22 protein-coding genes and 1 pseudogene are annotated in these 26322 nt (G+C 64.9%); 20 read left to right on the top strand and 3 right to left on the bottom strand.

Annotated elements, in window-relative coordinates:
• The first annotated feature begins 39 nt into the window (after positions 1–39).
• The 9 genes from GGR61_RS19725 (at position 40) to hslU (ending at position 8417) form a co-directional block, all read left to right on the top strand.
• Entirely contained in the window at positions 40–2181 is a 2142-nt protein-coding gene (locus GGR61_RS19725) for a S9 family peptidase (RefSeq protein WP_184623537.1), read from the top strand.
• A 133-nt stretch (positions 2182–2314) separates the two neighbouring features.
• Positions 2315–2713, top strand: a complete 399-nt coding sequence (locus tag GGR61_RS19720; RefSeq protein ID WP_184623535.1) for a YbaN family protein — start codon at positions 2315–2317, stop codon at positions 2711–2713.
• A 39-nt stretch (positions 2714–2752) separates the two neighbouring features.
• The gene (locus GGR61_RS19715) at positions 2753–2989 is read left to right on the top strand and encodes a lipoprotein (RefSeq protein ID WP_184409106.1); all 237 of its coding nucleotides are present in this window, start codon (positions 2753–2755) and stop codon (positions 2987–2989) included.
• Positions 2979–3833 carry a diaminopimelate epimerase gene (gene dapF, locus GGR61_RS19710; protein WP_184623533.1) on the top strand — a complete coding sequence of 285 codons (855 nt, stop codon included), beginning with the start codon at positions 2979–2981 and terminating at the stop codon, positions 3831–3833. The genes GGR61_RS19715 and dapF overlap by 11 nt, the downstream gene beginning before the upstream one ends.
• Positions 3830–4501 carry a DUF484 family protein gene (locus tag GGR61_RS19705; protein WP_184623531.1) on the top strand — a complete coding sequence of 224 codons (672 nt, stop codon included), beginning with the start codon at positions 3830–3832 and terminating at the stop codon, positions 4499–4501. Before dapF ends, GGR61_RS19705 begins: the two co-directional genes overlap by 4 nt.
• An 81-nt stretch (positions 4502–4582) precedes the next feature.
• Positions 4583–5485: a tyrosine recombinase XerC gene (gene xerC, locus GGR61_RS19700; RefSeq protein ID WP_184623529.1), complete on the top strand. Its 903-nt coding sequence runs from the start codon at positions 4583–4585 to the stop codon at positions 5483–5485.
• Positions 5486–5722: 237 nt separating this feature from the next.
• Positions 5723–6196, top strand: coding sequence for a DUF1203 domain-containing protein (locus GGR61_RS19695; protein WP_184623527.1), 474 nt, complete (start codon positions 5723–5725; stop codon positions 6194–6196).
• Between the two features lie 190 nt (positions 6197–6386).
• Positions 6387–6938, top strand: coding sequence for an ATP-dependent protease subunit HslV (hslV, locus tag GGR61_RS19690; protein WP_011038588.1), 552 nt, complete (start codon positions 6387–6389; stop codon positions 6936–6938).
• Positions 6939–7049: 111 nt separating this feature from the next.
• Complete coding sequence (hslU, locus tag GGR61_RS19685) at positions 7050–8417, top strand: ATP-dependent protease ATPase subunit HslU (protein ID WP_184409101.1); 1368 nt, start codon at positions 7050–7052, stop codon at positions 8415–8417.
• Positions 8418–8600: 183 nt separating this feature from the next.
• Here the strand turns inward: hslU and GGR61_RS19680 are convergent, their stop codons facing one another.
• The 3 genes and pseudogenes from GGR61_RS19680 to GGR61_RS19670 form a co-directional block, all read right to left on the bottom strand.
• Positions 8601–9056 (bottom strand): nucleoside deaminase, encoded by a 456-nt coding sequence (locus GGR61_RS19680; RefSeq protein WP_184409100.1) that lies wholly within the window; start codon positions 9054–9056, stop codon positions 8601–8603.
• Positions 9053–9553, bottom strand: coding sequence for a GNAT family N-acetyltransferase (locus tag GGR61_RS19675; protein WP_184623525.1), 501 nt, complete (start codon positions 9551–9553; stop codon positions 9053–9055). Before GGR61_RS19675 ends, GGR61_RS19680 begins: the two co-directional genes overlap by 4 nt.
• 26 nt (positions 9554–9579) lie before the next feature.
• Positions 9580–10037 (bottom strand): annotated as a pseudogene (locus GGR61_RS19670) (hypothetical protein); the annotation flags it as partial.
• Between the two features lie 50 nt (positions 10038–10087).
• Between GGR61_RS19670 and ubiE the strand changes: the two are divergent.
• From ubiE to GGR61_RS19615, 11 genes are all read left to right on the top strand, one after another.
• Positions 10088–10849, top strand: coding sequence for a bifunctional demethylmenaquinone methyltransferase/2-methoxy-6-polyprenyl-1,4-benzoquinol methylase UbiE (gene ubiE, locus GGR61_RS19665; protein ID WP_184409098.1), 762 nt, complete (start codon positions 10088–10090; stop codon positions 10847–10849).
• A 194-nt stretch (positions 10850–11043) separates the two neighbouring features.
• Positions 11044–11946 (top strand): GGDEF domain-containing protein, encoded by a 903-nt coding sequence (locus GGR61_RS19660; protein ID WP_184409097.1) that lies wholly within the window; start codon positions 11044–11046, stop codon positions 11944–11946.
• A gap of 231 nt (positions 11947–12177) precedes the next feature.
• A complete protein-coding gene (locus tag GGR61_RS19655) occupies positions 12178–14133 on the top strand; it encodes a M1 family metallopeptidase (RefSeq protein WP_184623556.1) in 1956 nt (651 codons plus the stop codon).
• Positions 14134–14348: 215 nt separating this feature from the next.
• Entirely contained in the window at positions 14349–15068 is a 720-nt protein-coding gene (locus GGR61_RS19650) for a hypothetical protein (protein ID WP_184623523.1), read from the top strand.
• Between the two features lie 164 nt (positions 15069–15232).
• A complete protein-coding gene (locus GGR61_RS19645) occupies positions 15233–15856 on the top strand; it encodes an HAD family hydrolase (RefSeq protein ID WP_184623521.1) in 624 nt (207 codons plus the stop codon).
• A gap of 919 nt (positions 15857–16775) precedes the next feature.
• Complete coding sequence (locus GGR61_RS19640) at positions 16776–18794, top strand: methanol/ethanol family PQQ-dependent dehydrogenase (protein ID WP_326520270.1); 2019 nt, start codon at positions 16776–16778, stop codon at positions 18792–18794.
• Positions 18791–20566: a quinoprotein dehydrogenase-associated putative ABC transporter substrate-binding protein gene (locus tag GGR61_RS19635; protein ID WP_184623519.1), complete on the top strand. Its 1776-nt coding sequence runs from the start codon at positions 18791–18793 to the stop codon at positions 20564–20566. Before GGR61_RS19640 ends, GGR61_RS19635 begins: the two co-directional genes overlap by 4 nt.
• Positions 20567–20591: 25 nt before the next feature.
• The gene (locus GGR61_RS19630; protein ID WP_184623517.1) at positions 20592–21248 is read left to right on the top strand and encodes a cytochrome c; all 657 of its coding nucleotides are present in this window, start codon (positions 20592–20594) and stop codon (positions 21246–21248) included.
• Positions 21245–22327, top strand: a complete 1083-nt coding sequence (locus tag GGR61_RS19625) for a beta-propeller fold lactonase family protein (RefSeq protein WP_184623515.1) — start codon at positions 21245–21247, stop codon at positions 22325–22327. Before GGR61_RS19630 ends, GGR61_RS19625 begins: the two co-directional genes overlap by 4 nt.
• A gap of 35 nt (positions 22328–22362) precedes the next feature.
• Entirely contained in the window at positions 22363–23469 is a 1107-nt protein-coding gene (locus GGR61_RS19620; protein WP_184623513.1) for an S-(hydroxymethyl)glutathione dehydrogenase/class III alcohol dehydrogenase, read from the top strand.
• A gap of 11 nt (positions 23470–23480) precedes the next feature.
• A complete protein-coding gene (locus GGR61_RS19615; RefSeq protein ID WP_184623511.1) occupies positions 23481–25865 on the top strand; it encodes a TonB-dependent receptor in 2385 nt (794 codons plus the stop codon).
• The last annotated feature ends 457 nt before the right edge of the window (positions 25866–26322 follow it).

Genomic DNA, 26322 nt, shown 5'->3' with positions numbered 1-26322 from the left:
CTGGGATGGCATTGCGTTCATCCAACGGACCCCAATCTGATGAAATCTGTCCTCTCTTTTTTGATCGCCAGCCTGATGATCACCTCTGTCTCTTCCGCCTTCGCCGCTCTTCCGTCGCCGCCGGACGTGGCCAAGCATCCGCATGTGGTCAAGACCCCGTTCGGTGCCACCCGCAACGACGACTACTACTGGTTGCGCGACGACAAGCGTGAGGACAAGGCGATGCTGGCCTACCTCAAGGCTGAAAACGCCTATACCGATGCGGTGATGGCGCCGCTCAAGCCGCTGGAGGACACGCTGTACGCCGAGATCGTCGGGCGTATCAAGCAGGACGATGCCAGCGTGCCGTACCGCGAGCGTGGCTACTGGTATTACACGCGCTTCGAGGCTGGCAAGGACTACCCGATCCAGGCGCGCCGCAAGGGCAGCATGGACGCCCCAGAGCAGATCCTGCTCGACGTTAACCAGATGGCGCAGGGCAAGGGCTATTTCGGCGTCGGTGAAGCCGAGGTCAGCCAGGACAATCGCACCCTGGCCTGGGCCGAGGATGCGGTGGGCCGTCGCCAGTACACGATCCGTTTCAAGAACCTGGACACCGGCGAGATCTACCCCGATACCGTGGAAGGCGTGTCGCCCAACGTGGTGTGGGCCGACGACAACAAGACCCTGTTCTATGTCGAAAACGACCCGGAAACGCTGCTGACCGTGCGCGTGAAAAAACATGTCCTGGGTACGCCCTCCAAGGATGATGTGCTGGTGTACGAGGAAAAGGACGACAGCTTCTACATCAGCATCGGCCGTACCCGCGACGACAAGTACATCGTGATCGGCGTGGAAAGCACGGTGTCGTCCGAGTCGCGCTATGCGCCGGCCGACAATCCCGAGCGTTTCACCTTGCTGGCCAAGCGCGAACGCGATGTGGAGTACCACCCCGAGCATTTCGATGGACGTTGGGTGATCCGCACCAATGCCGATGGCGCCAAGAACTTCAAGCTGGTGACCGCGCCCACCGATGCGACCACGCGCAAGCAGTGGACCGACTGGGTGGCGCACGATGACGGCGTCTATATCGAAAATTTCGAGTTGTTCGATGGCTTCACCGCCATCGAAGAGCGTTCCGGTGGCCTGGAGCGCGTGCGTCTTCAATTCAACAGTCCGCACATGGGTGCGCGGGCTCTTGCGGGGGAACCGCAATACGTCAAGGCCGATGAGCCTGCGTACTCGATGGGCCTGTCGGTCAACTCCGAGCCGGACACCGCCTTGTTGCGTTACAGCTATACCTCGCTGACCACGCCGGCGGCGACGTACGAGCTCAATACGCAAACCGGCGAGCGCAAGCTGCTCAAGCAGCAGCCGGTGATCGGCTACGACCCCAGCAAATACGTTACCGAGCGCGTCTGGGTGACCGCGCGTGACGGCGTCAAGGTGCCGGTGTCGCTGGTGTACAAGCAGGGCTTCAAGAAGGATGGCAGCGCGGCATTGTTCCAGTACGCCTATGGCAGCTATGGCATGTCGATGGACCCGGCGTTCAATCTGCCGGCGATCAGCCTGCTGGACCGTGGCGTGGTGTATGCCATCGCGCACATCCGCGGTGGTCAGGAAATGGGCCGCCAGTGGTACGACAACGGCAAGTTGCTGCACAAGAAGAACACCTTCACCGACTTCATCGACGTCACCCGCGGCCTGGTTGCGCAGGGATACGCGGCCAAGGACCGCGTCGCTGCATCCGGCGGCAGCGCCGGCGGCTTGCTGATGGGCGCGGTGGCCAACATGGCCCCGCAGGACTACCGCGTGATGGTCGCGCAGGTGCCGTTCGTCGACGTGGTCACCACCATGCTCGATGCCAGCATTCCGCTGACCACCAACGAGTACGACGAGTGGGGCAACCCGGAAAAGAAGGCCTATTACGACTACATGCTGACCTACTCCCCGTACGACAACGTGACCAAGCAGGCCTATCCGGCGCTGTTCGTCGGCACCGGCCTGTGGGATTCGCAGGTGCAGTACTGGGAGCCTGCCAAGTGGGTGGCCAAACTGCGCGACGACAACACCGGTAACCTGCCCGTCGTCTTCCGCACCAACATGGAAGCCGGCCATGGCGGCAAGTCCGGCCGCTTCCGCCGCTACCGCGAACTCGCCGAATCGTATGCATTCGTGCTGGATCAGCTTGGTGTCAAGTAGCTGAGCGGCGGGGATTGGGGATTCGGGATTTGGGATTGGTAAGAGCGGCTGGCTCCACTCGAACCGGGGATGCTGAGCCCGTAACCGCCAACTCCCAGGCCACCTCGACGCCCACTGGCCGTATCATTTACCCATGACGCGACCGACTCGATTCCGCTGGGCCTGGTGGTTGCTGGCCTACGCCAGCCTGGCCACCGGCATCGTCGGGATCTTCGTGCCCGGTCTGCCGACGACCGTCTTCATTCTTATTTCCGCCTGGGCCGCCTCGCACGGCTCCGAGCGTCTGCATCACTGGCTGCTCTCGCACCCGCGCTTCGGCCCGTCGATCGTCGAATGGCAGACCTATCGCGCGGTCAGCCGCAAGGCCAAGTGGATGGCAACGCTCACCATGGTCATCTGCGCCGGCATCATGCTGTGGTGCGTGCCGGTGTTCTGGGTCAAATGCCTGTCGATCGGCAGCATGGCGGTGGTGGCAATCTGGCTGTGGCTGCGTCCCGAGCCGCCGCCGCGCACGCTGCCCAGCGCGCACTGAGCGCACGGCAGTCAGGGTGTTCTGGCTATACTTCGGAGCATGAGCATTCTGTCCCGACCATTCGTTCGTCTCGCACTGGTTGGTGCGACCTTTGTCCTGCTTGCCGCCTGCGGCAACAAGGGCCCGCTGGTGATGCCGCAGAAGCCGGTGCCGGTGGACGCCCAGCCCGCGCTGCCGCCGCCGGATGCGTCCTCGCCTGCGCCTGCGCCGGTGGACACCAATCCGCAGCCCGCGCCCACCACCGACCAGCCCGCTAGTAGCGGCAATGAGCGCTGACGGTCACAGCGGGCGTCTGCGCTTCACCAAAATGCATGGCGCCGGCAACGATTTCGTGGTGCTGGACCTGCGCGACGGTACGCCGCCGCCCGACGCCGGGCTGGCGGCACGTCTGGCCGATCGCCACTTCGGCGTTGGCTGCGACCAGATCCTGACCATCGCGCCTGCGCGTAGCGACGCGGCGGTGGCCGCGTACGGCATCTGGAACTCCGACGGCTCGGCCGCGCGCCAATGCGGCAACGGCGCGCGCTGTGTGGCGGCCTGGCTGGTGCGCGACGGCGCCGCGCAGGGCGATGCGTTCGTCATCGACAGCCCGTTCACCGCGCACCGCGTGCAGCGTCTGGACGGCGGCAGTTATGCGGTGGCGATGGGCGTGCCGCAGTTCGAGCCCACCCAGATCCCGCTGGCCGGCTTTGCACACGCACGCGAGGAATACGCGCTGCCGGTGCACGGCGAAACCGTGCGCTTTGGCGCGGTGTCGATGGGCAACCCGCATGCGGTAGTGGAAGTCGGCCGGGTGGATGCGGCGCCGGTGGAGCGGGTCGGCGCCTTGCTGCAGCAGAACGCCGCGTTCCCCGATTCGGTCAACGTCGGCTTCGTGCAGGTGGTCGACCCCACACACGTGCGTTTGCGCGTATTCGAGCGGGGCGTCGGCGAAACCCTGGCCTGCGGCAGCGGTGCGTGCGCGGCGGCGGTGGTGCTGATGCAGCGTGGTCGTGTTGAGCGCGACGTACGGGTGTCGCTGCCCGGCGGCGAGCTGCGCATCCGCTGGGCTGGCGATCACCAGGAAGTGGTGATGTCCGGCCCGGCCGTGTTTGTCTTCGATGGAGAGTGGAACGGATGAGCGAGAACGTGGACAAACTGGGCGCGCACGACGTGGCGACGTGGTTGCGGCGTCACCCCACCTTCCTCAAGCAGTTCCCGGATCTGGCAGTGAGCTTGCTGGTGCCGCGCGACGACGGTCCGACCGCGTCGCTGGCCACGTATCAGCTGGAAGTGCTGCGCGACAAGAACCGCGAGCTGTCGCGGCGCCTGCACGAGCTTGGCCACAATGCGCAGGACAACGAGCGGCTGACGGTGCGGACGCATCAATTGACCCTGGCGCTGATGCGCCAGACCAGCGCGGCCGACACGCTCAAGGCGATGGCTGCCTCGCTGGCGGAAGATTTCAACGGCGAACTGGTGCGGCTGGTGTTGCTCAAGCCGGTCGCAGGCCTTGAAGCAGACTGGCTGCAGAGCATCGCCGCCGCCGACGCACGGCTGGCCCCGTTCCGCGATTGCCTGAAAGACGGCGAGCCGATCTGCGGCCGCCTGCAGGCCGAAAAACATGCGTTGCTGTACGCCGAACACGCGGCGGACGTGCAATCCACCGCGTTGCTGCCGTTGCCCGGTATCGGCCTGATTGCGGTCGGTAGCAGCGATGCCAATCGCTTCTATCCCGGCATGGGGACGCTGTTCCTGCGCATGATGGGCGAGTCGTTGAGCGTGGCACTGCAACGCTTCGACGCATGATGCATCCGGCAGATCGCGCCGGCGCGTGCGATCTGCGGTGGATCGCCACGCCGATGATCGCGCCGCAGCGAGGGCTCTGACGTGTCGTCTGTCGAGGATTTCCTGGCGTATCTGCAGGTGGAGCGGCAGGTATCCGCGCACACGCTGGACGCCTATCGGCGCGATCTGGCCGCACTGCTGGGTTGGGCGGCCGAGCAGAAGAGCCAGGCGGGCGTGCAGCTGGATGTTGCGCAGCTCGATGGCACGCAATTGCGCCAGTTTGTCGCGGCCGAGCATCGACGCGGGCTGTCGCCCAAGAGCCTGCAACGTCGTCTGTCGGCGTGTCGCAGTTATTACGCCTGGTTGCTCAAGCATGGCCGCATTGCGGCCAGCCCGGCGGCGGCGCTGCGTGCGCCCAAGGCACCACGTAAATTGCCGCAGGTGCTGGATGCCGACGAAGCGGTGCGCCTGGTCGAAGTGCCGACCGATGCGCCGCTGGGCCTGCGCGATCGCGCCTTGCTGGAGTTGTTCTATTCGTCCGGGCTGCGCCTGAGCGAGCTGTGTGCGCTGCGCTGGCGCGATCTGGATCTGGACAGCGGCTTGGTGATGGTGCTCGGCAAGGGCGGCAAGCAGCGCCTGGTGCCGGTGGGGTCGCATGCGATCACGGCGCTGCGCGCGTGGCTGCGCGACAGCGGCGGACGTGCCGACACGCATGTGTTTCCCGGCCGCGCCGGCGGCGCGCTGTCGCAACGCGCCGTGCAGATCCGTATCAAGCAACTGGCGGTGCGCCAGGGCATGTTCAAGGACGTGCATCCGCATATGCTGCGGCACAGTTTTGCCAGCCATATCCTGGAATCCTCCGGCGATCTGCGCGGCGTGCAGGAATTGCTTGGTCATTCCGATATCGCCACCACGCAGATCTACACGCATCTGGATTTCCAGCATCTGGCCAAGGTCTACGACGCCGCGCATCCGCGCGCCAAGCGCAAGAAGGCTGTGGAGTGAGCGGCCGGGCGTGGCGAACAAGGGCGGGCATGTCGTTGCGAGACTGCCGCCGGCCTCGCTACAGCCGGGAGAGCGGCTCAGCCAGGTGATGTGCGTGCATCAGTGCCCTGGGCACGTTGCGGCGGTGCCAATGTGCAGGACTGGCCGAAAGCGCATCCACGTGTGTCGTGTCCGAAGACGGCGAGCATATGCCGCAGGCGCGCGTCACCCTGTGCTTCCATTCGCTGGAAGATCGCCATGGCCGCGTTTCGTCTGACCGGACTCGATCCGGCCCTGTTCACCCACTTGCACGTCCTCGACGATGCGGCGCTGGCAAGCCATCAGGCGGTGCGCGTGATCGCCGATGCCGATCGTGGCTTTCCATGCCGCGTCAGCCTGCAGGATGCGGCTGCAGGCGAACTGCTGCTGTTGTTGCCCTACCTGCATCAGCCCGCCGACGCGCCCTATCGCGCCAGCGGGCCGATCTTCGTGCGCGTTGCGGCGATGCCGGCGCAGTTGGAAAACGATGCGGTGCCGCTGGCGATCCGTTCACGGCTGATATCGTTGCGTGGCTACGATCATCGCGACCACCTGGTCACCGCCGAGGTATGCGACGGGGAAGCGGTCGCAGCATGGTTGCGGCAGTGTCTGGATGACCGGCAGATCGCCTACGTGCATCTGCATCACGCACGCCAGGGGTGTTACGCGTGCCGTGCCGATCGTGTGACGTGAATCGCGCAGGCCCGAGGTAGTGCGCAAGCATGCGGGCAGTGGCCGGACGCGTTGATTCATCGCACGCGTTGCCAGCCGCTCCAGGCACCGGCTGTGGCGCGCCTTGGCACTGCGCGCTGCGGCGCATCGTCGCAGCGCGCTTGAACCCGGCAGGGGCGTCCCCACCTCATTGGAAACCCCCGGAGGACCCATGGACCCCAGCCAGAATCCCAACGTCGTTCACGCCACCACCATCATTTCCGTGCGCCGTGGCGGGCATGTCGCCGTCGCCGGCGATGGCCAAGTGACGCTTGGCCACACCGTGATGAAGGGTAACGCACGCAAGGTGCGCCGGCTCGGCCGCGACGGTCAGGTGCTGGCCGGCTTCGCCGGTGCGGCCGCCGATGCGTTCACCCTGTTCGAGTTGTTCGAAGCCAAGCTCGACAAGCATGGGCAATTGACCCGTGCCGCCGTGGAGCTGGCCAAGGATTGGCGCACCGAGCGCCGCCTGGGCAAGCTCGAAGCATTGCTTGCCGTGGCCGATAAAGAGACCTCGCTGATCATCAGCGGTACCGGCGATGTGATCGAACCGGAAGACGGCATCATCGCCATCGGCTCCGGCGGCTCGTACGCCTTGTCGGCCGCACGCGCGCTGCTGGCGCACACCGAACTCGACGCCAAGACCATCGCCACCGAAGCGATCAACATCGCCGGCGATATCTGTATCTATACCAATCGCAATGTGGTGGTCGAAGAACTGTGAATCGGGAGTGGGGAATCGGGAATCGCAACTGCGGTTTCGTCTCCACTCCAACGACATAGGCTCTTGTGTTCCCGCTTTTGCGATTCCCCTTTCCCCATTCTCGATTCCCCAATGCCCAACATCGATACCGCCACCATGACTCCGCGCGAAATCGTGCAGGAGCTCGACCGTCATATCGTCGGCCAGCACGATGCCAAGCGTGCGGTTGCCATCGCGCTGCGTAATCGCTGGCGCCGCATGCAGTTGCCCGAAGAACTGCGCAACGAAGTGATGCCCAAGAACATCCTGATGATCGGCCCGACCGGCGTCGGCAAGACCGAGATCGCGCGGCGGCTGGCCACGCTGGCCAATGCACCGTTCGTCAAGGTCGAAGCCACGCGGTTTACCGAGGTGGGCTACGTCGGCAAGGATGTAGAGCAGATCATCCGCGATCTGGCCGACACCTCGGTCAAGCTGTACCGAGAACAGGCCAAGGTGCGGGTGCGCAACCAGGCCGAAGAGCGTGCCGAAGACCGCATCCTGGATGCCTTGCTGCCGCGGCGTGCGGCCGGCATCGGCTTCGACCCGGAAGCGGCACGCAACGAGCCCTCGTCGCAGGACAACGACACCCGCATCAAGTTCCGCCGCATGCTGCGCAGCGGCGAACTGGACGAGCGCGAGATCGAGCTGGAAGTGGCGGTCAACGCCAGCATGGACATCATGACCCCGCCGGGCATGGAAGAAATGGGCCAGCAGTTGCGCCAGATGTTTGCCAATATCGGTGGCGGCAAATCGCAAAAGCGCAAACTCGCCATCAAGGCTGCGCGCCCGCTGCTGATCGAGGAAGAAGCCGGCAAGCTGGTCAATGAAGACGATGTGCGCGCAGCGGCGATCGAAGCCTGCGAGCAGCACGGCATTGTGTTCATCGACGAGATCGACAAGGTCGCCAAGCGTGGCGAGGCCGGCTCCAACGGCGGCGACGTGAGTCGCGAAGGCGTGCAGCGCGATCTGCTGCCGCTGGTGGAAGGTTCCAACGTGTCGACCAAGTACGGCACGGTCAAGACCGACCACATCCTGTTCATCGCGTCCGGCGCGTTCCATCTGGCCAAGCCCAGCGATCTGATTCCCGAATTGCAGGGCCGTTTCCCGATCCGTGTCGAATTGACCGCGCTGACCAAGGCCGATTTCGTGCGCATCCTCACCGAGCCCAAGGCGGCGTTGATCAAGCAGTACGAAGCCTTGTTGCAGACCGAGGGCGTGAGCCTGACTTTCGGCGCCGATGCGGTGGATCGCTTGGCCGAGATTGCCGCGCAGGTCAACGAGCGGCAGGAAAACATCGGTGCGCGTCGTCTGCACACGGTGCTGGAACGTCTGCTCGATGTACTGAGCTACGAGGCGCCGGACCGCGACGGGCAAAGCGTCACCGTGGACGCGGCCTATGTCGATGCGCAGCTCGGCGAGCTGGTACAGGATCCGGATTTGAGTCGCTACATCCTCTGATCGCAGTGCGTACGCACCGGATGCATAAAGACCCGCCATCTGGCGGGTCTTTCGATTGCAGCGTCGTCTATTGCAGCATTCCCTTCCCCCGCCTGCGGGCGAAGGTGTCCGAAGGGCGGATGGGGGCAGCAGGTCAGCAATCACTTCCACCGAACATCCAGCCCGTTGCATCCTGCAAACCGCTCAGTCCTCGCCGATATCCTCGTTCCACACGTCCGGGTTGGCCGAGATATAGCCGCCCAGCAGCTCGATGCACTCCTGGCTCTGCAGGTCGATGACAGTGACGCCGTGCTCGCGCAGCCAGGACACGCCACCCTGGAAGGTGACCGATTCACCGACCACCACGGTGCCGATATTGAATTGGCGCACCAGCCCGCTGCAGTACCAGCATGGCGCCAGCGTGGTGACCATGATGGTGTCCTTGTAGCGGCGCTGACGCCCCGCCTTGCGGAAGGCATCGGTTTCGCCATGCACGGATGGATCGTTTTCCTGCACGCGGCGGTTGTGACCGCAACCGAGCAAACGCCCGTCGTTGTGATACAGCGCCGCACCGATCGGGATGCCGCCTTCGGCCAGGCCCTGGCGGGCCTCGGCGATGGCGGTGTCGAGCAGCGCGCGGTAGTCGGGCGTGGTGATCATGCAGGCTCCTGGGTGGCGGCGTCGGCGCGACGGCGCATGTCGATGTGGGGAATGCCGTCGTCCAGATACGGCTCGGACGAGGGCGCAAAACCGTGGGCGGCGTAAAACGCCTGCAGGTGCGCTTGCGCGCCAAGTTGCACGGCGCTGCGCGGCCACTGTGCCTGCACCACGCGCAAGCCTTCGCGCAGCAAGGCATGTGCAACGCCATGGCCACGCGCCGATGCGGCAATCACCACCCGACCGATGCTCGGTTCGGGATAGCTCACGCCTGCGGGCAGCACACGCAGGTAAGCGACCAGTTCGCCGGCAGCGGTGCTGCCGAGCAGGTGCACCACGTCCGGCAAGGTGTCCTTGCCGTCCAGCTCTGGATACGCGCACTGCTGCTCCACCACGAATACGTCCGAGCGCAAGCGCAGCAGCGCATACAGTTGCGTGGTGCTCAGCTGTGCGAAGTGCAGGCACTGCCACTGCAGCGAGGAGGAGGGTAACGAGGGCATGCCCGCATGATAGCGGTTGAGCCGTGTCAGTCGACCGCGCTGTCGGTGTCGATCGCCACCACCACCGACATGCCCGGACGCAAGCGTGGTGCCCGCACCTGACCGGCATCGATGGTGATCCGCAGTGGAATGCGCGGGGCGATCTTGACGAAACAGCCGGTGGCGTAATTGGCCGGCAAGGCGCGGAATTCCGAGCCGGCGGTCGGGAAATCTCCTGCACGCGCCCGGTCTGCACCTGTACCTTTTGCCTGGTCGAACTGCTGAGCATCGATCCGGTCGTCTATCCTGACCAGCGCCTGGCCGCGCGGCACATGCGCGAAGTCCTGCACCGGCACGTCGCTGACATAGCTGCCGACCTGTGGCGCGATCACCGGATCTGGCCGTGCGCCATCGCATGTTCGGTGCGCTCGATGGCGCTGACGAACGGCCGCAACCGCCATGCATACAGCGCCAATACCACGCCGATCAGGGCCAGCCCGCCGAAATTATGGTCCGGTTCGGCCATGGCGGCGTCAGCAGTGCGATAATTGGCCCATGAGCGAATCCCCCTATACCTCCGGTACCACCCATTTCGGCTTCCGTGACGTCGCTGCCAAGGACAAGCAGAAGCTGGTCGGTGACGTGTTCACCTCGGTCGCGCGCAACTACGACCTGATGAACGATCTGATGAGTCTGGGCGTGCACCGCGCATGGAAACGCTACTTCGTGGCCACCGCGCAGGTGAAGCCGGGCGACCGCGTGCTGGACCTGGCCGGCGGCACCGGCGACATCGCCGTGCTGCTCAAGGAGCGGGTGGGCAATGAAGGCGCCGTGGTGTTGGGCGACATCAATGCCGGCATGCTGTCGGTGGGCCGCGACCGGCTGACCAACCGTGGCCTGGTAGCCGGCTTCGACTACGTGCAATGCAATGCCGAAGCGCTGCCGTTCCCGGATCAGAGTTTCGATCTGGTGACCATCTCCTTCGGCCTGCGCAACGTCACCGACAAGGACGCCGCGCTGCGCGAGATGTACCGCGTGTTGAAGGTCGGCGGGCAGGCGCGCGTGCTGGAATTTTCCGAAGTCACCGCCGACTGGTTCAAGCCGATCTACGACTTCCATTCGTTCAAGATCCTGCCCAGGCTGGGCCAGCTGTTCGCACGCGATGCCGACAGCTATCAGTACCTGGCCGAAAGCATCCGCAAGCATCCGCCGCAGGAATCGCTCAAGGGCATGATGGGCGAGGCCGGCTTTGCGCGTTGCCACTACAAGAATCTGACCGGCGGCATCGTGGCGATCCATTCCGGTTACAAGATCTGACGTCACGCTTCATCCGATTGCGTTCGGCGCGAGTACCCGCGCCGAACATGATCCCGACATCTGCCCGCATGTGTTCGCTTGGCGTGTCCTGCACCTTTCACCTGCAGTGCGCGTAGACCGATGTTTTGAGACGTCTATCGCGTTGGCCCCGCAGCCCGTCGGCGACACTAGGGGCTCTTTTGCCGGAGAGTTGGATGCGCTTGTACGCCGGGCTCTCGCGGGTGTTCCCCCGCTCCTTCAGCGCCAAGCTGCTGGCGGTGACCTTTGTCGGCATTCATCTGCCGCTGCTGCTGCTGATCGTCTGGCTGGCGGCGCAAAGCGAGTTGGGCGGGCGCCCGATGTGGTCGGTGGTGATCGTCGCGTTGCTGGCCACGCTGGCGGGCACGGCGCTGACGCTGTCGGTCCTGTACCGCTTGCTGGCGCCGCTGCGCATCGCCGCCGACGCGCTGGATCACTATTACGCCGACCAACGTCTGCCGACCTTGCCCGAGCATGGCGATGATGAGCTGGGGCGTCTGTTGCGCGGGATCAACCGCAGCCTGCGCGGCATCGACGCCGGCATGCGCGATCTCAAACGGCACGCCTTGTTCGACCCGCTTACCGAAGCCTTGAATCGGCGCGGTTGCGAACAGGCGATGCGCGATTCGGTCGCCGCTTCGCAACGCGAAGGCTGGCCGTTCGTGCTGTTCGTGCTGGACATGGATAACCTCAAGACGATCAACGATCGCTTCGGGCACCTGGCCGGCGATCGCGTGCTGGTGCGATTGGTGGAATCGGCGTACGGCTGGCTGGGCGCGCAGGACTGGATCGGGCGCTGGGGCGGCGATGAATTCCTGATCGGCGTGCACGCCAGCGAGGACGAGGCCACCCTCAAACTCAACCAATGGCTGTCGGTGCTCGAATGCGACGATGCCGATGAGACGCCGCTGCATATGAGCGCCGGCAGCGCGATGTGCGAACAGGGGATTGACGCCACCGAGCTGTACCGCCGCGCCGATGCGGCGATGTACCGCGCCAAGTTCTCCGGCGGCAGGCGCCTGGTGCGCGATGGGCACGAGACCCTGCGCAGCCATCCGGTGACCCAGGCGCACTCCTGAGACCACCCGGCTGCTCGCTGCCCGGCTGGCGCACGCTGCAGGCGGACGGAAAAGCCGCTGCCACGTAGCCACTGCAGTTGCTGCGCGGTGGTTCGCCCCGCCCCGCCACGGGCCTGCCACCGGTCGTCAGCCGCCACCGGCTGCGGGCCAATACGCATTGCCCGCGCGTCGCACGGGCAGGCGAGGGCCCGGGGCGCTAAAATGCCCGATTCTCTCGCTGCGGTGCCGTCGATGCGCTTCCCGTACCTGTCGCTGTCCCTGGCCGTGTCGCTTGCGCTGGCCGGCTGTTCCAACGAATCCAATCCGCCGGCGTCCACCACGGCCGCCCCGGCCGCCACCGCCAAGGCTCCCGTGAAAGCAGATGCCCGCAACCACGACGAAAGTTCCTACGCCCAGCCGCAGCTGGTGGTCATCAAGGATCTGGCGCTGGACCTGAAGCTGGATTTCGACAACAAGCAGATCGGCGGCACCGCCACCTACACCCTGGAGTGGAAGGACAAGGCGGCCAAGCAGCTGGTGCTGGACACACGCGAGTTGAGCATCGCGCAGGTGCAGGCCGACGACGGCAAGGGTGGCCTGGCGCCACTGCAGTTCGCGCTGGCGCCGGCCGACAAGACCTTCGGCAGCAAGCTCACCATCGAGGCGCCGACTCAGCCGGCCAAGGTCGTGATCACCTACCACACCGCGCCGACCGCCTCGGGCCTGCAGTGGCTGGAGCCGTCGATGACCGAAGGCAAGCAGTTGCCTTTCATGTTCAGCCAGTCGCAGGCGATCCACGCGCGTAGCTGGGTGCCGTTGCAGGACACCCCGAGCGTGCGCTTCACCTATAGCGCGCACGTGACCTCGCGCCCGGACGTGATGGTGCTGATGAGCGCCGACAACGACCCCAAGGCCGCGCGCGATGGCGATTACAGCTTCAAGATGCCCGAGCCGATTCCCTCGTATCTGCTGGCGATTGCCGCAGGCGATGTAGTGTTCAAGCCGATTTCCGCACGCTCGGGCGTGTGGGCCGAGCCGGCGATGGCCGACAAGGCTGCCAAGGAATTCGAAGACACCGAAAAGATGATCGGCGCCGCCGAGAAACTCTACGGCCCGTATCGCTGGGGCCGCTACGACATGCTGGTGCTGCCGCCGTCGTTCCCGTTCGGCGGCATGGAGAACCCGCGCCTGACCTTCGCCACGCCCACCGTGATCGTCGGCGACAAGTCGCTGGTCTCGTTGGTCGCGCACGAGCTGGCGCATAGCTGGTCGGGCAACCTGGTGACCAATGCCAGCTGGAAGGACATCTGGCTCAACGAAGGCTTCACCACCTACGTGCAGGCCCGCATCACCGAGGCGCTATACGGCACCGAGATGGCCGAGATGGAGCGCGAGATCGACCAGGGCGATCTGCTGGCCGAAGTGAAGGACATGGCGCCGGCCGACCAGGCGCTGGCGTTGCCGCCGCTGGCCGAGCGCGACCCCGACGAGGCCTTGAGCCAGGTCGCCTACGTCAAGGGCGCATGGTTCCTGCAGTTCCTGGAGCAGCGCTTCGGCCGCGAAGTGTTCGACCCGTTCCTGCGTGGCTGGTTCGACGATCACGCCTTCCAGAGCGCCACCACCGACCAGTTCGTCGATTACCTGCAGAAGCACCTGCTGGACAAGCATCCCAACACGGTCAGCGCGGCCGAAGTGGATGCGTGGTTGAACAAGCCGGGCATCCCGGCGTTCGCTACCAAAGCGCGTTCGCGTAATTTCTCGATCGTGGACACTGCGCGCATCGCCTGGAGCGGCAGCGGCACGCTGCCCAACAAGCAGGTCACCAGCGAGTGGGGCACGCAGGAATGGGTGCATTTCCTCAGCGGCATGGGCGCCACCCTCAAGCCCGAGCAGCTCAAGCAGCTGGATGATGCCTATCACTTCACCGGGACGCCGAATGGCGAGATCGCGATGCGCTGGTACCCGCTGGCGATCCGCAGCGGCTACACCGATGCACGCGCCGCTGCAGGCGAGTTCATCGAGCGCGTCGGCCGCCGTAAGCTGGTGCTGCCGATCTACGCCGAACTGCTGAAGACCCCGGACGGCATCGCTTTTGCCGAACAGGCCTTCGAAAAAGCCAAGCCCAGTTATCACCCGATCACCACCGCATCGGTGGCCGAGATGATCGCCAAGGCCAAGGCGGCCGCACCGGCGCCAGCACAGCAGTAAGCAGCGCCCAGCGCCAGGCGTTTCAGGCCAACTGGCCAGTGCAACAACAAGGGAGCTTCGTGCTCCCTTGTTGTTTTCCACCTATCGCGGTGCAATGTGTGCGGCCACGTCGCGCTTGGCTGGGCCGTCGTGCAGGCCACGTTGCGGCCTTGCATGCGGCCTGCAATGGCAGGCTGTTATCGTTGTGGTTGTTTCCCCGTCTTTCGGAGTCGACGATGAAGTATCTGTTGAGCGCGGCCTTGTGCGTCGCAGCCCTGACGGCCTGCACCGATCGTGAGGCGCAACGCCAGGCGCAGCAAACCGCGCAGGCGCAGGCGAAAGAAACCCAGGCCGATGCGCTCGCCAAACAATACGACGAAGCGGTCAAGGCGCAGAACTGGGACATGGCGCGCGCGCACGGCGCCGCGTTGCTGGAAGGCTATGCTGGCACCGCCGCGGCCACGCGCATCGAACCCGGCTACGCCGACATCAAGGCCAAGGGCGAACAGGCGCGCGAGCTGCGCCGCATGCAGGCGCTCTGGCAGTACTCGCAGGTGCCGGCCAAGGGCGGCACGCAGCGCTCGGCAATGATCGAGGCCAAGCAGCGCGTGGACGTGGACGGCAGCGGCCCGAAACCGGTGAGCCTGGTGTTCCGCGATCACCCGCAGTGGAAACGCCACAGCTATCTCGTGCTCAAGGCTGGCGACTTCAACTGCTATAGCGGCTGCAAGGTGCAGGTCTCGGCCGATGGCGGCGCGCCACGCGCGATGGCCGCGCACCGCCCGGACACCGACGAAGCCATCGCGATGTTCATCGATGACGACAAGGCGTTGTGGAAAGTGGTGCGTGATGCCAAACGCATCAGCATCGCGTTCCCGGTCAAAGCCGGCGGTACGCGCACGGCCGAGTTCGAAGTGGGCGGGCTGGATAACACCCAGATGCCGGGTTGGAAATAGACGCAACCACCGACTGCGCGGCAAACGGACGCGTAGTCGGTGCACTGCATCGGCATGTGCTGCGCCTCTATTACTGTAATTGCGCAAGGTGCGCAGTCGCCTGACGGCTGCTTGCCGTGTTGCGTTCACCACCACCACTCTCACGTCTTCGCAAGTAAGCACGAATGGACGGCATGACCATCACATCCACATCTCCCGCGTTGTCCGACTACCGGCACTGGGTGTTCGACATGGACGGCACGCTGACTGAAGCCGTGCATGACTTTGCATTGATCCGGCGCGCGCTGGAAATCCCCACCGAGTCAGACATCCTGCATCACCTGGCATCGCTACCTGCCGATCAGGCTGCGGCTAAACACGCGTGGTTGCTCGAGCACGAGCGTGAACTCGCACAGACCGCGCGGCCCGCGCCTGGTGCAGTGGAATTGGTGCGTGCATTGCAGGCAGCCGGATGCCAGCTCGGCATGCTCACCCGCAATGCGCGAGAACTGGCGCAAGTGACGTTGCAGGCCATTGGTCTGGATGATGCGTTTGCATGGGCCGATATCGTCGGCCGTGATGAGGCCGCACCCAAACCTGCACCCGATGGCCTGCAGTATTTCGAGCGACGCTGGTCGATGGATGGCGCGGGATTGGTGATGGTCGGCGACCACCACAACGACCTGGCCTGCGGCCGCGCGGTGGGCGCCTGCACGGTGTTGGTCAACACACCGGATGACCCTTGGCCTGGTTTTGCCGATTGGCGTTTTCAGGACTGCAGGCAGTTGCTGATGCGGTGGAAAGCTTAGCGTGGCGTCTCGCAAGTAGGCGAAGAGTGCGGATGGGGTGATTGCGACTCAGAGCTCGCCGCACTGTCTTTGAATGAAGAAGACGAACGATTCCGTATCGCGGAGGTTGTCTGATTGATTCGATGACAATGCCGGGCAAGCAGAGAAAGTGACGCGCGCCCATAGGAGCCTTGTCACGCAACGTCAAACGTCCACCTGGCTAACAGTGACCCTCGGCCACGAAAATATCGATGCCGACGACGTTGAATGCGTAAGTCCAAATGCATGGCATCGACCTGCAGTGCTTGCCGACCAGCAGGCGCGAACAGTCGGAGCGTGGTGTCGTATCCGGGTGCGGGACCGTGTGGCGGCATGGATGCCGCCACCGAGCCTCCACGGACGGATTCACGGCGTGTCCCGCTCCAGGATGCGGCGCCGCGCATCGATGAACCCCACGCATGACGCCTGCCGGTTGTGCGCTAAGACTTCGATCTGCTGAGGGCGCTTGCACGCGTACCAGCGTGAGACACGCCGCAAGTACGTCCCTGTAGGCGCTTACGCGGCATCCATGCCGCGTAAGGTCCCACGCCGGTACGCGCGCAAGCACCGCCGTTTATGGTCGGCGTCTGAAGCAAAAGCGGGAGGGTGACTTACCTGCCGCGCGTTGGAACCAGGGAAAAACCAAACCATGTGCACCACCGATGTAACAGCACGCCCGGCGCAAACTGTGCCAAAACCGTGACAGTGCACCTCGCCCGAGCGATCGTCATCACAGCAAAGCCCCGCTGCCCGGACATGGTGCATCGCACCAGCATGCTGGCATGCCGTTTGCTCTAACTCCTTCGATGTTTCCGACGTCTGCGACGCAACTGGCTGCGACAGTGCCTGCGCCGCGGGATGTTTCAACCGACTGGTTGTTCAATCGAAGGGGTAGACGCATATGCACCAATCCTCCTGTCGCAGCATTCGCAACGGTGCGCTGCTGATGCTTGCGCTGAGCGCCGCGCTGTCCGGCTGTAAAAAGGACGCCGCCACCGACACCGCCGCGCCCGCACCGGCCGCTGCACCCGCTGCTGCACCGCCGGCCGCCGCCGTGGCCGACACCGATGGCGAATTCACCACCAATGCCAGTAATCCGGATAACTGGGGCGGCATCGGGCGCGACTTCGCACTCACCCGGCATAGCCCGCTGGCCGAGATCAATCGCGACAACGTCAAGAACCTGAAAATGTCGTGGGAAATGAAGACCGATGCCACGCGCGGCCATGAGGGCCAGCCGCTGGTGATCGGCAGCATCATGTACATGGTCAGCGCCTACCCAAACAACGTGTTCGCCATCGACCTGGCGGCGCAGGACGACGGCGGCAAGGTGTTGTGGAAATACACCCCGCAACAGGACGAACGCTCGGTAGCGGTGGCGTGCTGCGATACGGTCAACCGCGGCGCTTCGTATGCCGATGGCAAGCTGGTGTTCGGCAGCCTGAGCGGCGATGTGATCGCACTCGATGCCAAGACCGGCAAGGAAGTCTGGAAGCAGAAACTCGGGCATCCGGACAAGGGTGAAACCATCACCATGGCGCCGATCATTGCCGACGGCAAAGTGATCGCCGGCATCAGCGGCAACGAGTTCGGCGTGCTTGGACGCGTGGCGGCCTACAGCCTGGCCGATGGCAAGCAGGTGTGGTCCTGCGATGCGGCCGGTACCGACAAGTCGATCTGCCTGGGTGCCGATTTCAACAAGGCCAATCCGCAGCACGGCCAGCTCGGTGATCTGGGCGTCAAGACCTTTCCCAACGACGAATGGAAGCGTGGCGGTGGCGCGGCCTGGGGCTGGTACAGCTACGACCCGAAGTTGAAGTTGCTCTATTACGGCACCGGCAATCCCGGCCTGTGGAGCCCGTCGTATCGCTGCGGCAAGACCTCGCATGAGGAATGCAACAACGGCGAGCATGACAACAAGTGGTCGATGACTTTGTTCGCACGCAAGATCGATACCGGCGAAGCGGTGTGGGGCTATCAGAAGACCCCGTTCGACCAGTGGGATTACGACGGCATCAATGAGCCGATCCTGGTCGATCTGACCATCGACGGCAAGCAGGTTCCGTCGGTAGTGCAGTTCGATCGCAACGGCTTTGCGTATGTGCTCGATCGTCGCGATGGCACGCTGCTGCGCGCGCACAAGTTCGTGCCGGCCAACTGGGCCGAACGCATCGACATGAAGACCGGTCGGCCGGTGAAGGTGGCGGCGCATTCGCCGCTGGAACGCGGCAAGAAAGTGCAGGCGTTCCCGTCGGCGATGGGCGGCAAGGACCAGCAGCCGTGTTCGGTGGATCCGGCCAATTCGGCGGTGTTCTTCTGCGGCACCAATAACTGGCATATGGAGCTGGAACCGCAGGAACGCGGCAACACCATGATGGGGCTGCCGTATGTGTTCGCCAACGTGATGATGAAGCCCAACGAGCCGGGTGCACTGGGCATCGTCAAGGCGTTCGACGTGGTGGAAGGCAAGTCCAAGTGGGAGATCAAGGAGAAGTTCCCGGTGTGGAGCGGCACCCTGGTCACCGATGGCGGGCTGGTGTTCTACGGCACGCTGGATGGCTGGTTCCGTGCAGTGGACAAGGACACCGGCAAGAAGCTGTGGGAGATGAAGTTGCCCTCCGGCATCATCGGCAACCCGATCGCCTACAAGGCCAATGGGCACCAGTACGTGGCGGTGTTCTCCGGCATTGGTGGCTGGATCGGTCTGCCGGTCGCCGCAGGTCTGGACCCGTCCGATCCGTATGGCGCGCTGGGCGCCGCCGGTCTGGCATTCGGGGCCGGTTTCGACAAGATCCCGCTTGGCGGCATGGTGCATACCTTCCGGATCGATGGCGCCGGCAAGACCGTGACTGCCAGTGCCACCGCCACCGCAGCCGCGGGCGGCGGCACCGCCAACGCAGCAGCGAAGACGGCACGATGAGATCCACGCAAGGCGTTGGACGCACACGTCGGCAGCGGTCTGCCGGCGTGGGCGGCATGACCCGGCAGCTGCGCAAGGTGCTGGTGGTTTGCAGCCTCGGACTCGTCGCCGCAGGTTGCACACGCGAGCCGTCTTCACCGACGGCTCGCGCTTCTGATTCCGGTGCGGCGCCCACAGCGGCGCCTGCATCCACTGCAGCGCCAGCCTCCGCGCAAACGCCGGCCAACACGCCGCCACCTGCGCCCGATCCCACGGTGCTGCGCGTCTGCGCCGACCCGGGCAACATGCCGTTGTCCAACAAGGCCGGCGAAGGCTTCCAGAACAAGATTGCACAAGTGGTCGCCGATGCGATGGGCCGTCGCCTGGAATACGAATGGCGCACCTATTACCAGCGCGGGTTGGCGCGCAGCACCATCAATGCCGGCCGCTGCGATCTGCTGATGGATCTCAACAGCGATTTCGAGCAGGGCCTGACCACGCGCCCGGTGTACCGCTCGACCTACGTGCTGGTCACGCGCAAGGGGTTGAATCTGGTGCCCACATCGCTGGACGATCCGGCGCTGAAACCACTGCGGCTGGGCGTGTTTCAGAGCTCGCCCGCGCGTCAGGCGCTGTACGAGCACGGCATCAGTGGCGAGGTGCAATACCTGTTCTACGACTCGGCCACCGCGCCGGAAGAACATCCGGGCAAGCTGGTCGAACGGGTGGCGGCCAATGAACTGGATGCAGCCGAATCCTGGGGCCCGGTGGCCGGTTATTACGCGCAACGCAGCGGCTTGGGTGTGGTGCCGCTCAACACCATCGACGATTCAGTGCTGGAGTATTCGATGGCTTGGGCCGTGTCGCGCAAGAACCCGCAGCTGCGTGATGCGTTGAACACGGCCATGCAACAGAGTGCGGTGAAGATCGCCGAGATCCTGCGCAGCTATCACGTGCCGCTGGTGCGCTGTAGCGACTGCGTGGTGGCGGGCGATCTGGCCTCGCATGGGCCGTACGCGACCCCGACGCCAGCAGCCAAGGCGCCAAGCCCGGCAGCCTCGTCGCAGGAACTGGCGCAGCTGCAATTGCGCATTGCCGATGGCGCCGATCCGAATCAGGAACTGGCGCATGCGCTGGATGCAGGCGATGCGCTGCGTGCGTCGTGGTTGTTGCGGCATGGCGCCGATGCCAATCATCCCAATCTGCTGGGCGAGCCACCGCTGCATCAGGCCATCCGCAATCAGGAGCCGGATCTGGTGAGCCTGCTACTGGATGCCGGTGCACGCCTGGATGCACGCGATGCCAGCGGCTGGACCGCGCTGATGAAAGCCGCCTGGGCCAACGACGCCGATAGCGTGACCCGGCTAGTGGGCAAACGCGCGCCGGTCGATACGGTGTCCGGCGATGGCTGGAGCGCATTGGATCTGGCGGTCTCGTATGCCGACGCCAGCGTGGTGCAGGCATTGCTCGCCGCAGGGGCGAACGTGAAGCGTGCCAATGCCAAGGGATTCACGCCGGTGATGTTTGCAGTGGCGCGCGACGACCCGGCCATTCTCGATGCGCTGCTCGCGCGCGGCGCCGACGTGGGGCACGCCAACCAGGCCGGTGTCACTGCCTTGATGCTGGCCGCAGCGGCCGGACGCGAGGACGTCGCCAAGCGTCTGCTGGCGGCCGGTGCCGACCCGGCGGCACGCAACCGCGATGGCAAGACCGCCGCGACATTGGCGCAGGACCGCGGCGATGCCGCGTTGGCTGCGCTCCTCAACGAGGGCAGGCGCCCTGCCAGACGCTGACTGTTTCATCCGCCGCGTGCACGGGGTGCGCGGTGTTCCCTCCGATCAGAAAGGTTCGTTCATGCGCAAGTCCACCATGGGTTGTATCGACCGTTCCATCCGCGCGCCGCTGTGCGCGTTGTTACTGAGCACACTGCTGGTTGCGTGCGGGAAAGACGCTCCGCCGGCATCGGCGCCTGACGCGGCGCCACCACCGGCCGCCAGCGCGCCGGCACCGGCGGCCGATGCCGCTGCGCCACCGCCGCCGGCAGCTGCCTCTGCGGCGGTGCCCAATCCGGCCGCAGGGCCTGCGCCCGACCCGGCCACACCACCCGCACCCCCGGCCACGGTGACGCCGATTCCGAAGGGGCCAGAGGTCAAGGTCACGCCTGAGCTGATCGCCGAAGGCAAGAAGATCTATTTCTCTGCCGGCTGCAATGCCTGCCACGGCGGCACCGGCGGTGGTGGCATGTGCCCGCCGCTGACCAACGACATCTGGGTCTACGGCAGCGACGACGACACCCTGCGCACGCTGATCAGCGAAGGCACCGCAGCCATGATCACGCACGGCAAGACCCGCATCGGGCATGAAAAAGTCGTCGGGCAGATGCCGCCGTTCGCGCCGGTGCTCAAGCCGGGCGACACCGAAAAACTGCTGGCCTTCATCCACTCGATCAACAAGACCGCAGGCAAGGCGCAATGAGGCCTGCGGCAAACAGTTGGCAGCGCGTCTGTGCAACAGGCGTGCTGGGCGCACTGCTGGCACTGGCGGGTTGCCAGCGCGACGCTGCCACGCCTGCGTCGCGCGCTGCACCGGCGGCGACCACGGCTGCTGCGAATCCTGCAGATCCCGCAGCCCCTGCCGCAACACCGGCGCCGTCAACGCCCCCGGTGTTTGCGTATGTGCCCAATCAACGTAGCGGGACGGTATCGGTGATCGACACGCACACCGATACGGTGGTGCGCACGCTCAGTGCGCAAGGGCAACTGGGCAAGCGTCTGCAGCAGCTGTTGCCGGGCCCGCAGGGGCATCTGTATCTGATCGATGCCGAGCATCATCGGCTGATCGAACTCGATACCGAAAAAGACGCGGTGCTGCGCAGCGTGGAGATCGGCGAGAACGCCGAAGGCATCGCGTTGTCGCCGGACGGCAAACAGTTCGCGGTGTGTGTGGAAGGGCAGAACCAGGTGATGTTGATCGATGCCGCGCAGTTCAAGGTGCAGCAGGTGATCGCCACGCGCGGGCAGGCGCCGGAGCATTGCGCCTATACGCCGGACGGGCAGTGGTTGCTTACCAGTAACGAAGGCTCCAACGATATGGACATGATCGAGCTGGCCACCCATCAATCGCGCGGCGTGGTCGCCACCAGCGGCCATCCACGCGGCATGGCGTTCGCACCGGACGGGCATAGCGTGTACATCGCGCAGGAAACCGCCAACGTGGTGGACGTGATCGACCTGCAAACCCGGCAACGCCGCGCCAGTCTGCCGGCTGGCGTGCGCACCGCGGGGGTGGCGTTGTCGGCCGATGGCACGCGCCTGTACGCGTCCAATGGCGGTGCCGGCACGGTCAGCGTGATCGACACCAAAAGCGCGCGGAGTCTTGCCGAAATCGCGGTGGGGCTGCGGCCCTGGAATCCGGCGCTGACACCGGCCGGCGACAAGCTGTATGTGGCCAACGGGCGCTCGAACACGGTGAGCGTGATCGACACGACCACGTTGCAACAGATCAGACAGATCCCCGTCGGCGAATTGCCGTGGGGCGTGGTGATCGCGCGCTGAGCGGCGGCCATGCCGACGCGCGCCAGGGAGGCCGGATGAAGACACGCGCTGCGGTGGCATGGGGTCCGCACCAGCCGCTGACCATCGAAGAGGTGGATCTGCAGCCGCCGCGGCCCGGCGAGGTGCTGGTGCGCTTGGTCGCCACCGGTATCTGCCATGGCGATGCGCATGCGTTGGCGCACGGGCGCGCAAGCAGCTTTCCGGTGATCCTGGGGCAGGAGGGCGCCGGCATCGTCGAAGACGTGGGCATCGGCGTCACCAGCGTCCGCCCCGGCGATCACGTCATCCCGCTGTACATGCCCGAATGCGGCGTGTGCAAGTTCTGTCGCTCCGGCCGCACCAACCTGTGCCAGGCGATTCGCAGCAGCCAGGAGCGCGGTTTGATGCCCGATGGCAGCAGCCGCTTTTCGTTGAACGGGCGGCCGATCCTGCATCACATGGGTACCAGCACGTTTTCCGAATACACCGTGTTGCCTGAAATCGCGGTCGCGCGCATCCATCGCGATGCACCGCTGGATCAGGTCTGCCTGCTCGGCTGCACGGTCACCACCGGCGTGGGGGCGGTGCTCAACAGCACCCACGTGCGGCCCGGCGATTGCGTGGCGGTATTCGGGCTGGGCGGGATTGGGCTGTCGGTCGTGCAGGGCGCGGTACTGGCGCAGGCCGGACGCATCATTGCGGTGGATATCGATCCGGCCAAATTCGCGCTGGCGCGTGCCCTGGGCGCCACCGATTGCCTGGATCCGCGCGACTACGGTGCACCGATCCAGCAGGTGATCGTGGACCTCACCGATGGCGGCGCCGACCACAGTTTCGAATGCGTGGGCGATGTCGGCGCGATGCGCGCGGCATTGGAGTGCTGCCACAAGGGCTGGGGCGAGAGTGTCATTCTCGGCGTGGCCGACGACACGCAGGAAATCAGTACGCGCCCGTTTCAACTGGTGACCGGGCGGGTGTGGCGCGGCAGCGCGTTCGGCGGAGTGAAAGGGCGCAGCGAGTTGCCCGGCTACGTCGAGCGCTATCTGCAAGGCGACATCCAGCTGGCGCCGTTGATCACGCGCACCCTGGCGTTGGACAACATCAATCAAGCGCTGGCGGATCTGCGTGCGGCGCGCGGCATCAAATCGATCGTGCTCTATTGAGGGGGACTCAGATGGCATCAGCCACACGCAAGGCAGCAACGCTGCACCAACATGCACTTGCAGGCGCTTGCGCGAGCGTCTTGCTCGCAAGCACTGCGCTGGCAGTGGCGGCAGATGCGCCGCAGGTGACCTGGCTGGACCGTATCGAGGTCACCGCCACGCCGATTCCCGGCACCACCATCGATGCGGCGCAGTTGCCGTACATGGTGCAATCGGCCAGCAATGGCCAGTTGTCGCGCGGGCGCAGCAACAACCTCAGCGATCTACTGCAGCGGCGCTTCGTCGGCGTGGATGGCAACGATGTGCAAGGCAGTCCGTTCCAGAACGATCTCACCTTCCACGGATTTCGCGCGTCGGCCTTGCCGGGCGCCTCGCAAGGCGTGTCGGTGTATCTGGATGGCGTGCGCTTCAACGAACCGTTTGCCGACATCGTCAGCTGGGACATGCTGCCCGAGTCGGCAATCAACGCGGTGACCCTGATGCCTGGCTCCAATCCCTTGTTCGGGCCGAACACGCTCGGTGGCGCAGTGGTGCTGTCCACCGCATCGGGCCTCACCGCACCCGGATTGCAGGGCGAAGTGAGCATCGGCAGTGGCGCGCGCAAACGCTTGGACGCCAGTTACGGCCTCGCCAGTCAGGACGGCTGGCATGGCTTTGTCGCGGTCACCGGCTTCGACGAAAACGGCTGGCGCGATGCCTCCGAAGGCCGGCTGGGCACCTTGTTCGGCAAAATAGGCAAGCAAGGCGAGCAGACCGATTGGAGCCTGTCGGTGCTGCACGGGCGCAGCCGCTTGATCGGCAATGGCTTGTTGCCGGATACCCGCTACACCGATGATGGCCCCGAGCCCGGCTTGTACCGTGCCGACCGCCGCTCGGTGTACACCTCGCCCGATCTCACGCGGAATCGCAATACATTGGTTACCGCGCAACTGGACCACCGTTTCGATGCGGACACCGCACTGCATGCACTGGCGTACTCGCGCGTGGGCCGCCGCGACACCGTCAATGGCGATATCGGCGAAGACTACGAAGAATTCGTCGAAGAATGCGCATCGGGTTATGCCGCCGATGGCAGCGCATTGGATGCCGATTGCGAGGTGGCACGCGCCGATGCAGATGCGTTGCCCACCGGTGCGCTCAATACCACCCAGATGCGCCAGGAAGCGCAGGGGCTTGCGCTCAACCTGAGCAAGCAATGGGGTGCGCATGCGTTCAGCACCGGCGTCACTTTCGATCGCGGCCATGTGCGGTATCAGCAATTCGCCCGTGAGGGTTGGGTGCAACCGGACCGCTCGGTCGCTGCCGATCCCGATGTCGAGCGCGCGTTCTTTTCCGGCGTGCGTGGCAGCACCAAAACGTTGGGTGTGTTCGTCGCCGACACCTGGGCGCTGGACGATGCCACCCATCTCACCGCTGCAGTGCGCTGGAACCATGTGGTGGTGGACAACATTCTCTCCACCGCCGAAGATGGCGACCGCCCGCGCGAACGCTTCGTCTATGCCAAGGCCAATCCGTCCTTGGGTCTGACCCATCGGCTCGATTCCGGGTTGACGGTATACGGCTCGGTCGCCCAGAACAGCCGAGCGCCAACCGCGATCGAATTGGGCTGCGCCGATCCCACTCAGCCGTGCCGCTTGCCGACCGGCCTGCAAGCCGACCCGCGTCTGGAGCAGATCATTTCGCGCACCTATGAACTCGGCGCACGCTGGATGCCGTCGGCCAACACCAATGCCACGGTGTCGGTGTATCGCGCCGACAATCGCGACGATATTTTGTTCTTGCGCGCGCCGGACACACAGCTGGGTTACTTCGACAATGTGGGCCGCACTCGGTATCAAGGCGCCGATCTGTCGCTGCGCCTGCGCAACGGCGATTGGCAGTGGTCGGCAGGCTACAGCTTTCTGGATGCGACCTATCGCAGCGATGGCGAACTGCTTTCAGGCGAGCGCGTGATCGCCTTGCGGCCAGGCTTGCGTATCGCCGCACTGCCGCGCCACAACCTCAAGCTCGGCGTGGAATGGCAGCGCGATGCGTTGACCTTGGGTGCCGGTGTGCGTGCGGTGTCCGGGCGCGTGGCCAGCGGCAACGAAGACGGCCAGGTCGACAACGCCGAAGACGGCGAACCCGCACCCGAGCGCATCGACATCGGCACCGCTGGCTACGCGCTGCTGGACTTGCAGGCACGTTGGCAACTCGGCGAGCGGCTATCGCTGTTTGCCCGCGTCGACAACGTCTTCAACCGCCGCTATGCGACATACGCGGCCGTGGCCGAAGATGTCTTTCCCGATGGCGAACTTGCGCGCCCGCAGGAGGCGTCAGTGGAAACCGGCCCAGCGCGTTTTCTCGCACCGGGCGTGCCAAGGCAGTATCTGATCGGATTGCGCTGGGCGTTGTGAGTGGGGCTGGGGTTGGGGATTCGTGATTAGGGATTCGTAAGTCGTAAGCCCCTCTCGTCATCTCGATGATCTCAAGCCGCGCTGGTCGGGCGCGCGGTGTCCTCGCCGATTGCGGGACACGCCGTGAATCCATCCCTGGAGGCTCAGTGGCGGCATCCATGCCGCCACATGGTCCCGCAATCGGCGAGGCCACCGCACCAGAGAGTGAGTCGGTGGTCGTGTGGAAAACTGCTTGTTGCTCGGGTGCATCAGGACGATGATCGGCCGCGGCGTTATCCGAACAACGCACATCGCTTGCAACCATGCACACCGACCATCTCGATGGTCCTTGTCCGCTCACCGTCGCGGGACCTTACGCGGCCTGGATGCCGCGTAAGCGCCTTATCTGTTCGGATTCTGGCAGTTTAGGTGTCGAGAGCCGACGTGGGCCACCGTGAGAGCCTGGATCATTGCCGAT

The organism is Xanthomonas sp. 3058 (assembly GCF_014199765.1).
In the GTDB taxonomy this organism is placed as follows: domain Bacteria; phylum Pseudomonadota; class Gammaproteobacteria; order Xanthomonadales; family Xanthomonadaceae; genus Xanthomonas; species Xanthomonas campestris_B.
This window is presented reverse-complemented; position numbering and strand designations above follow the sequence as displayed.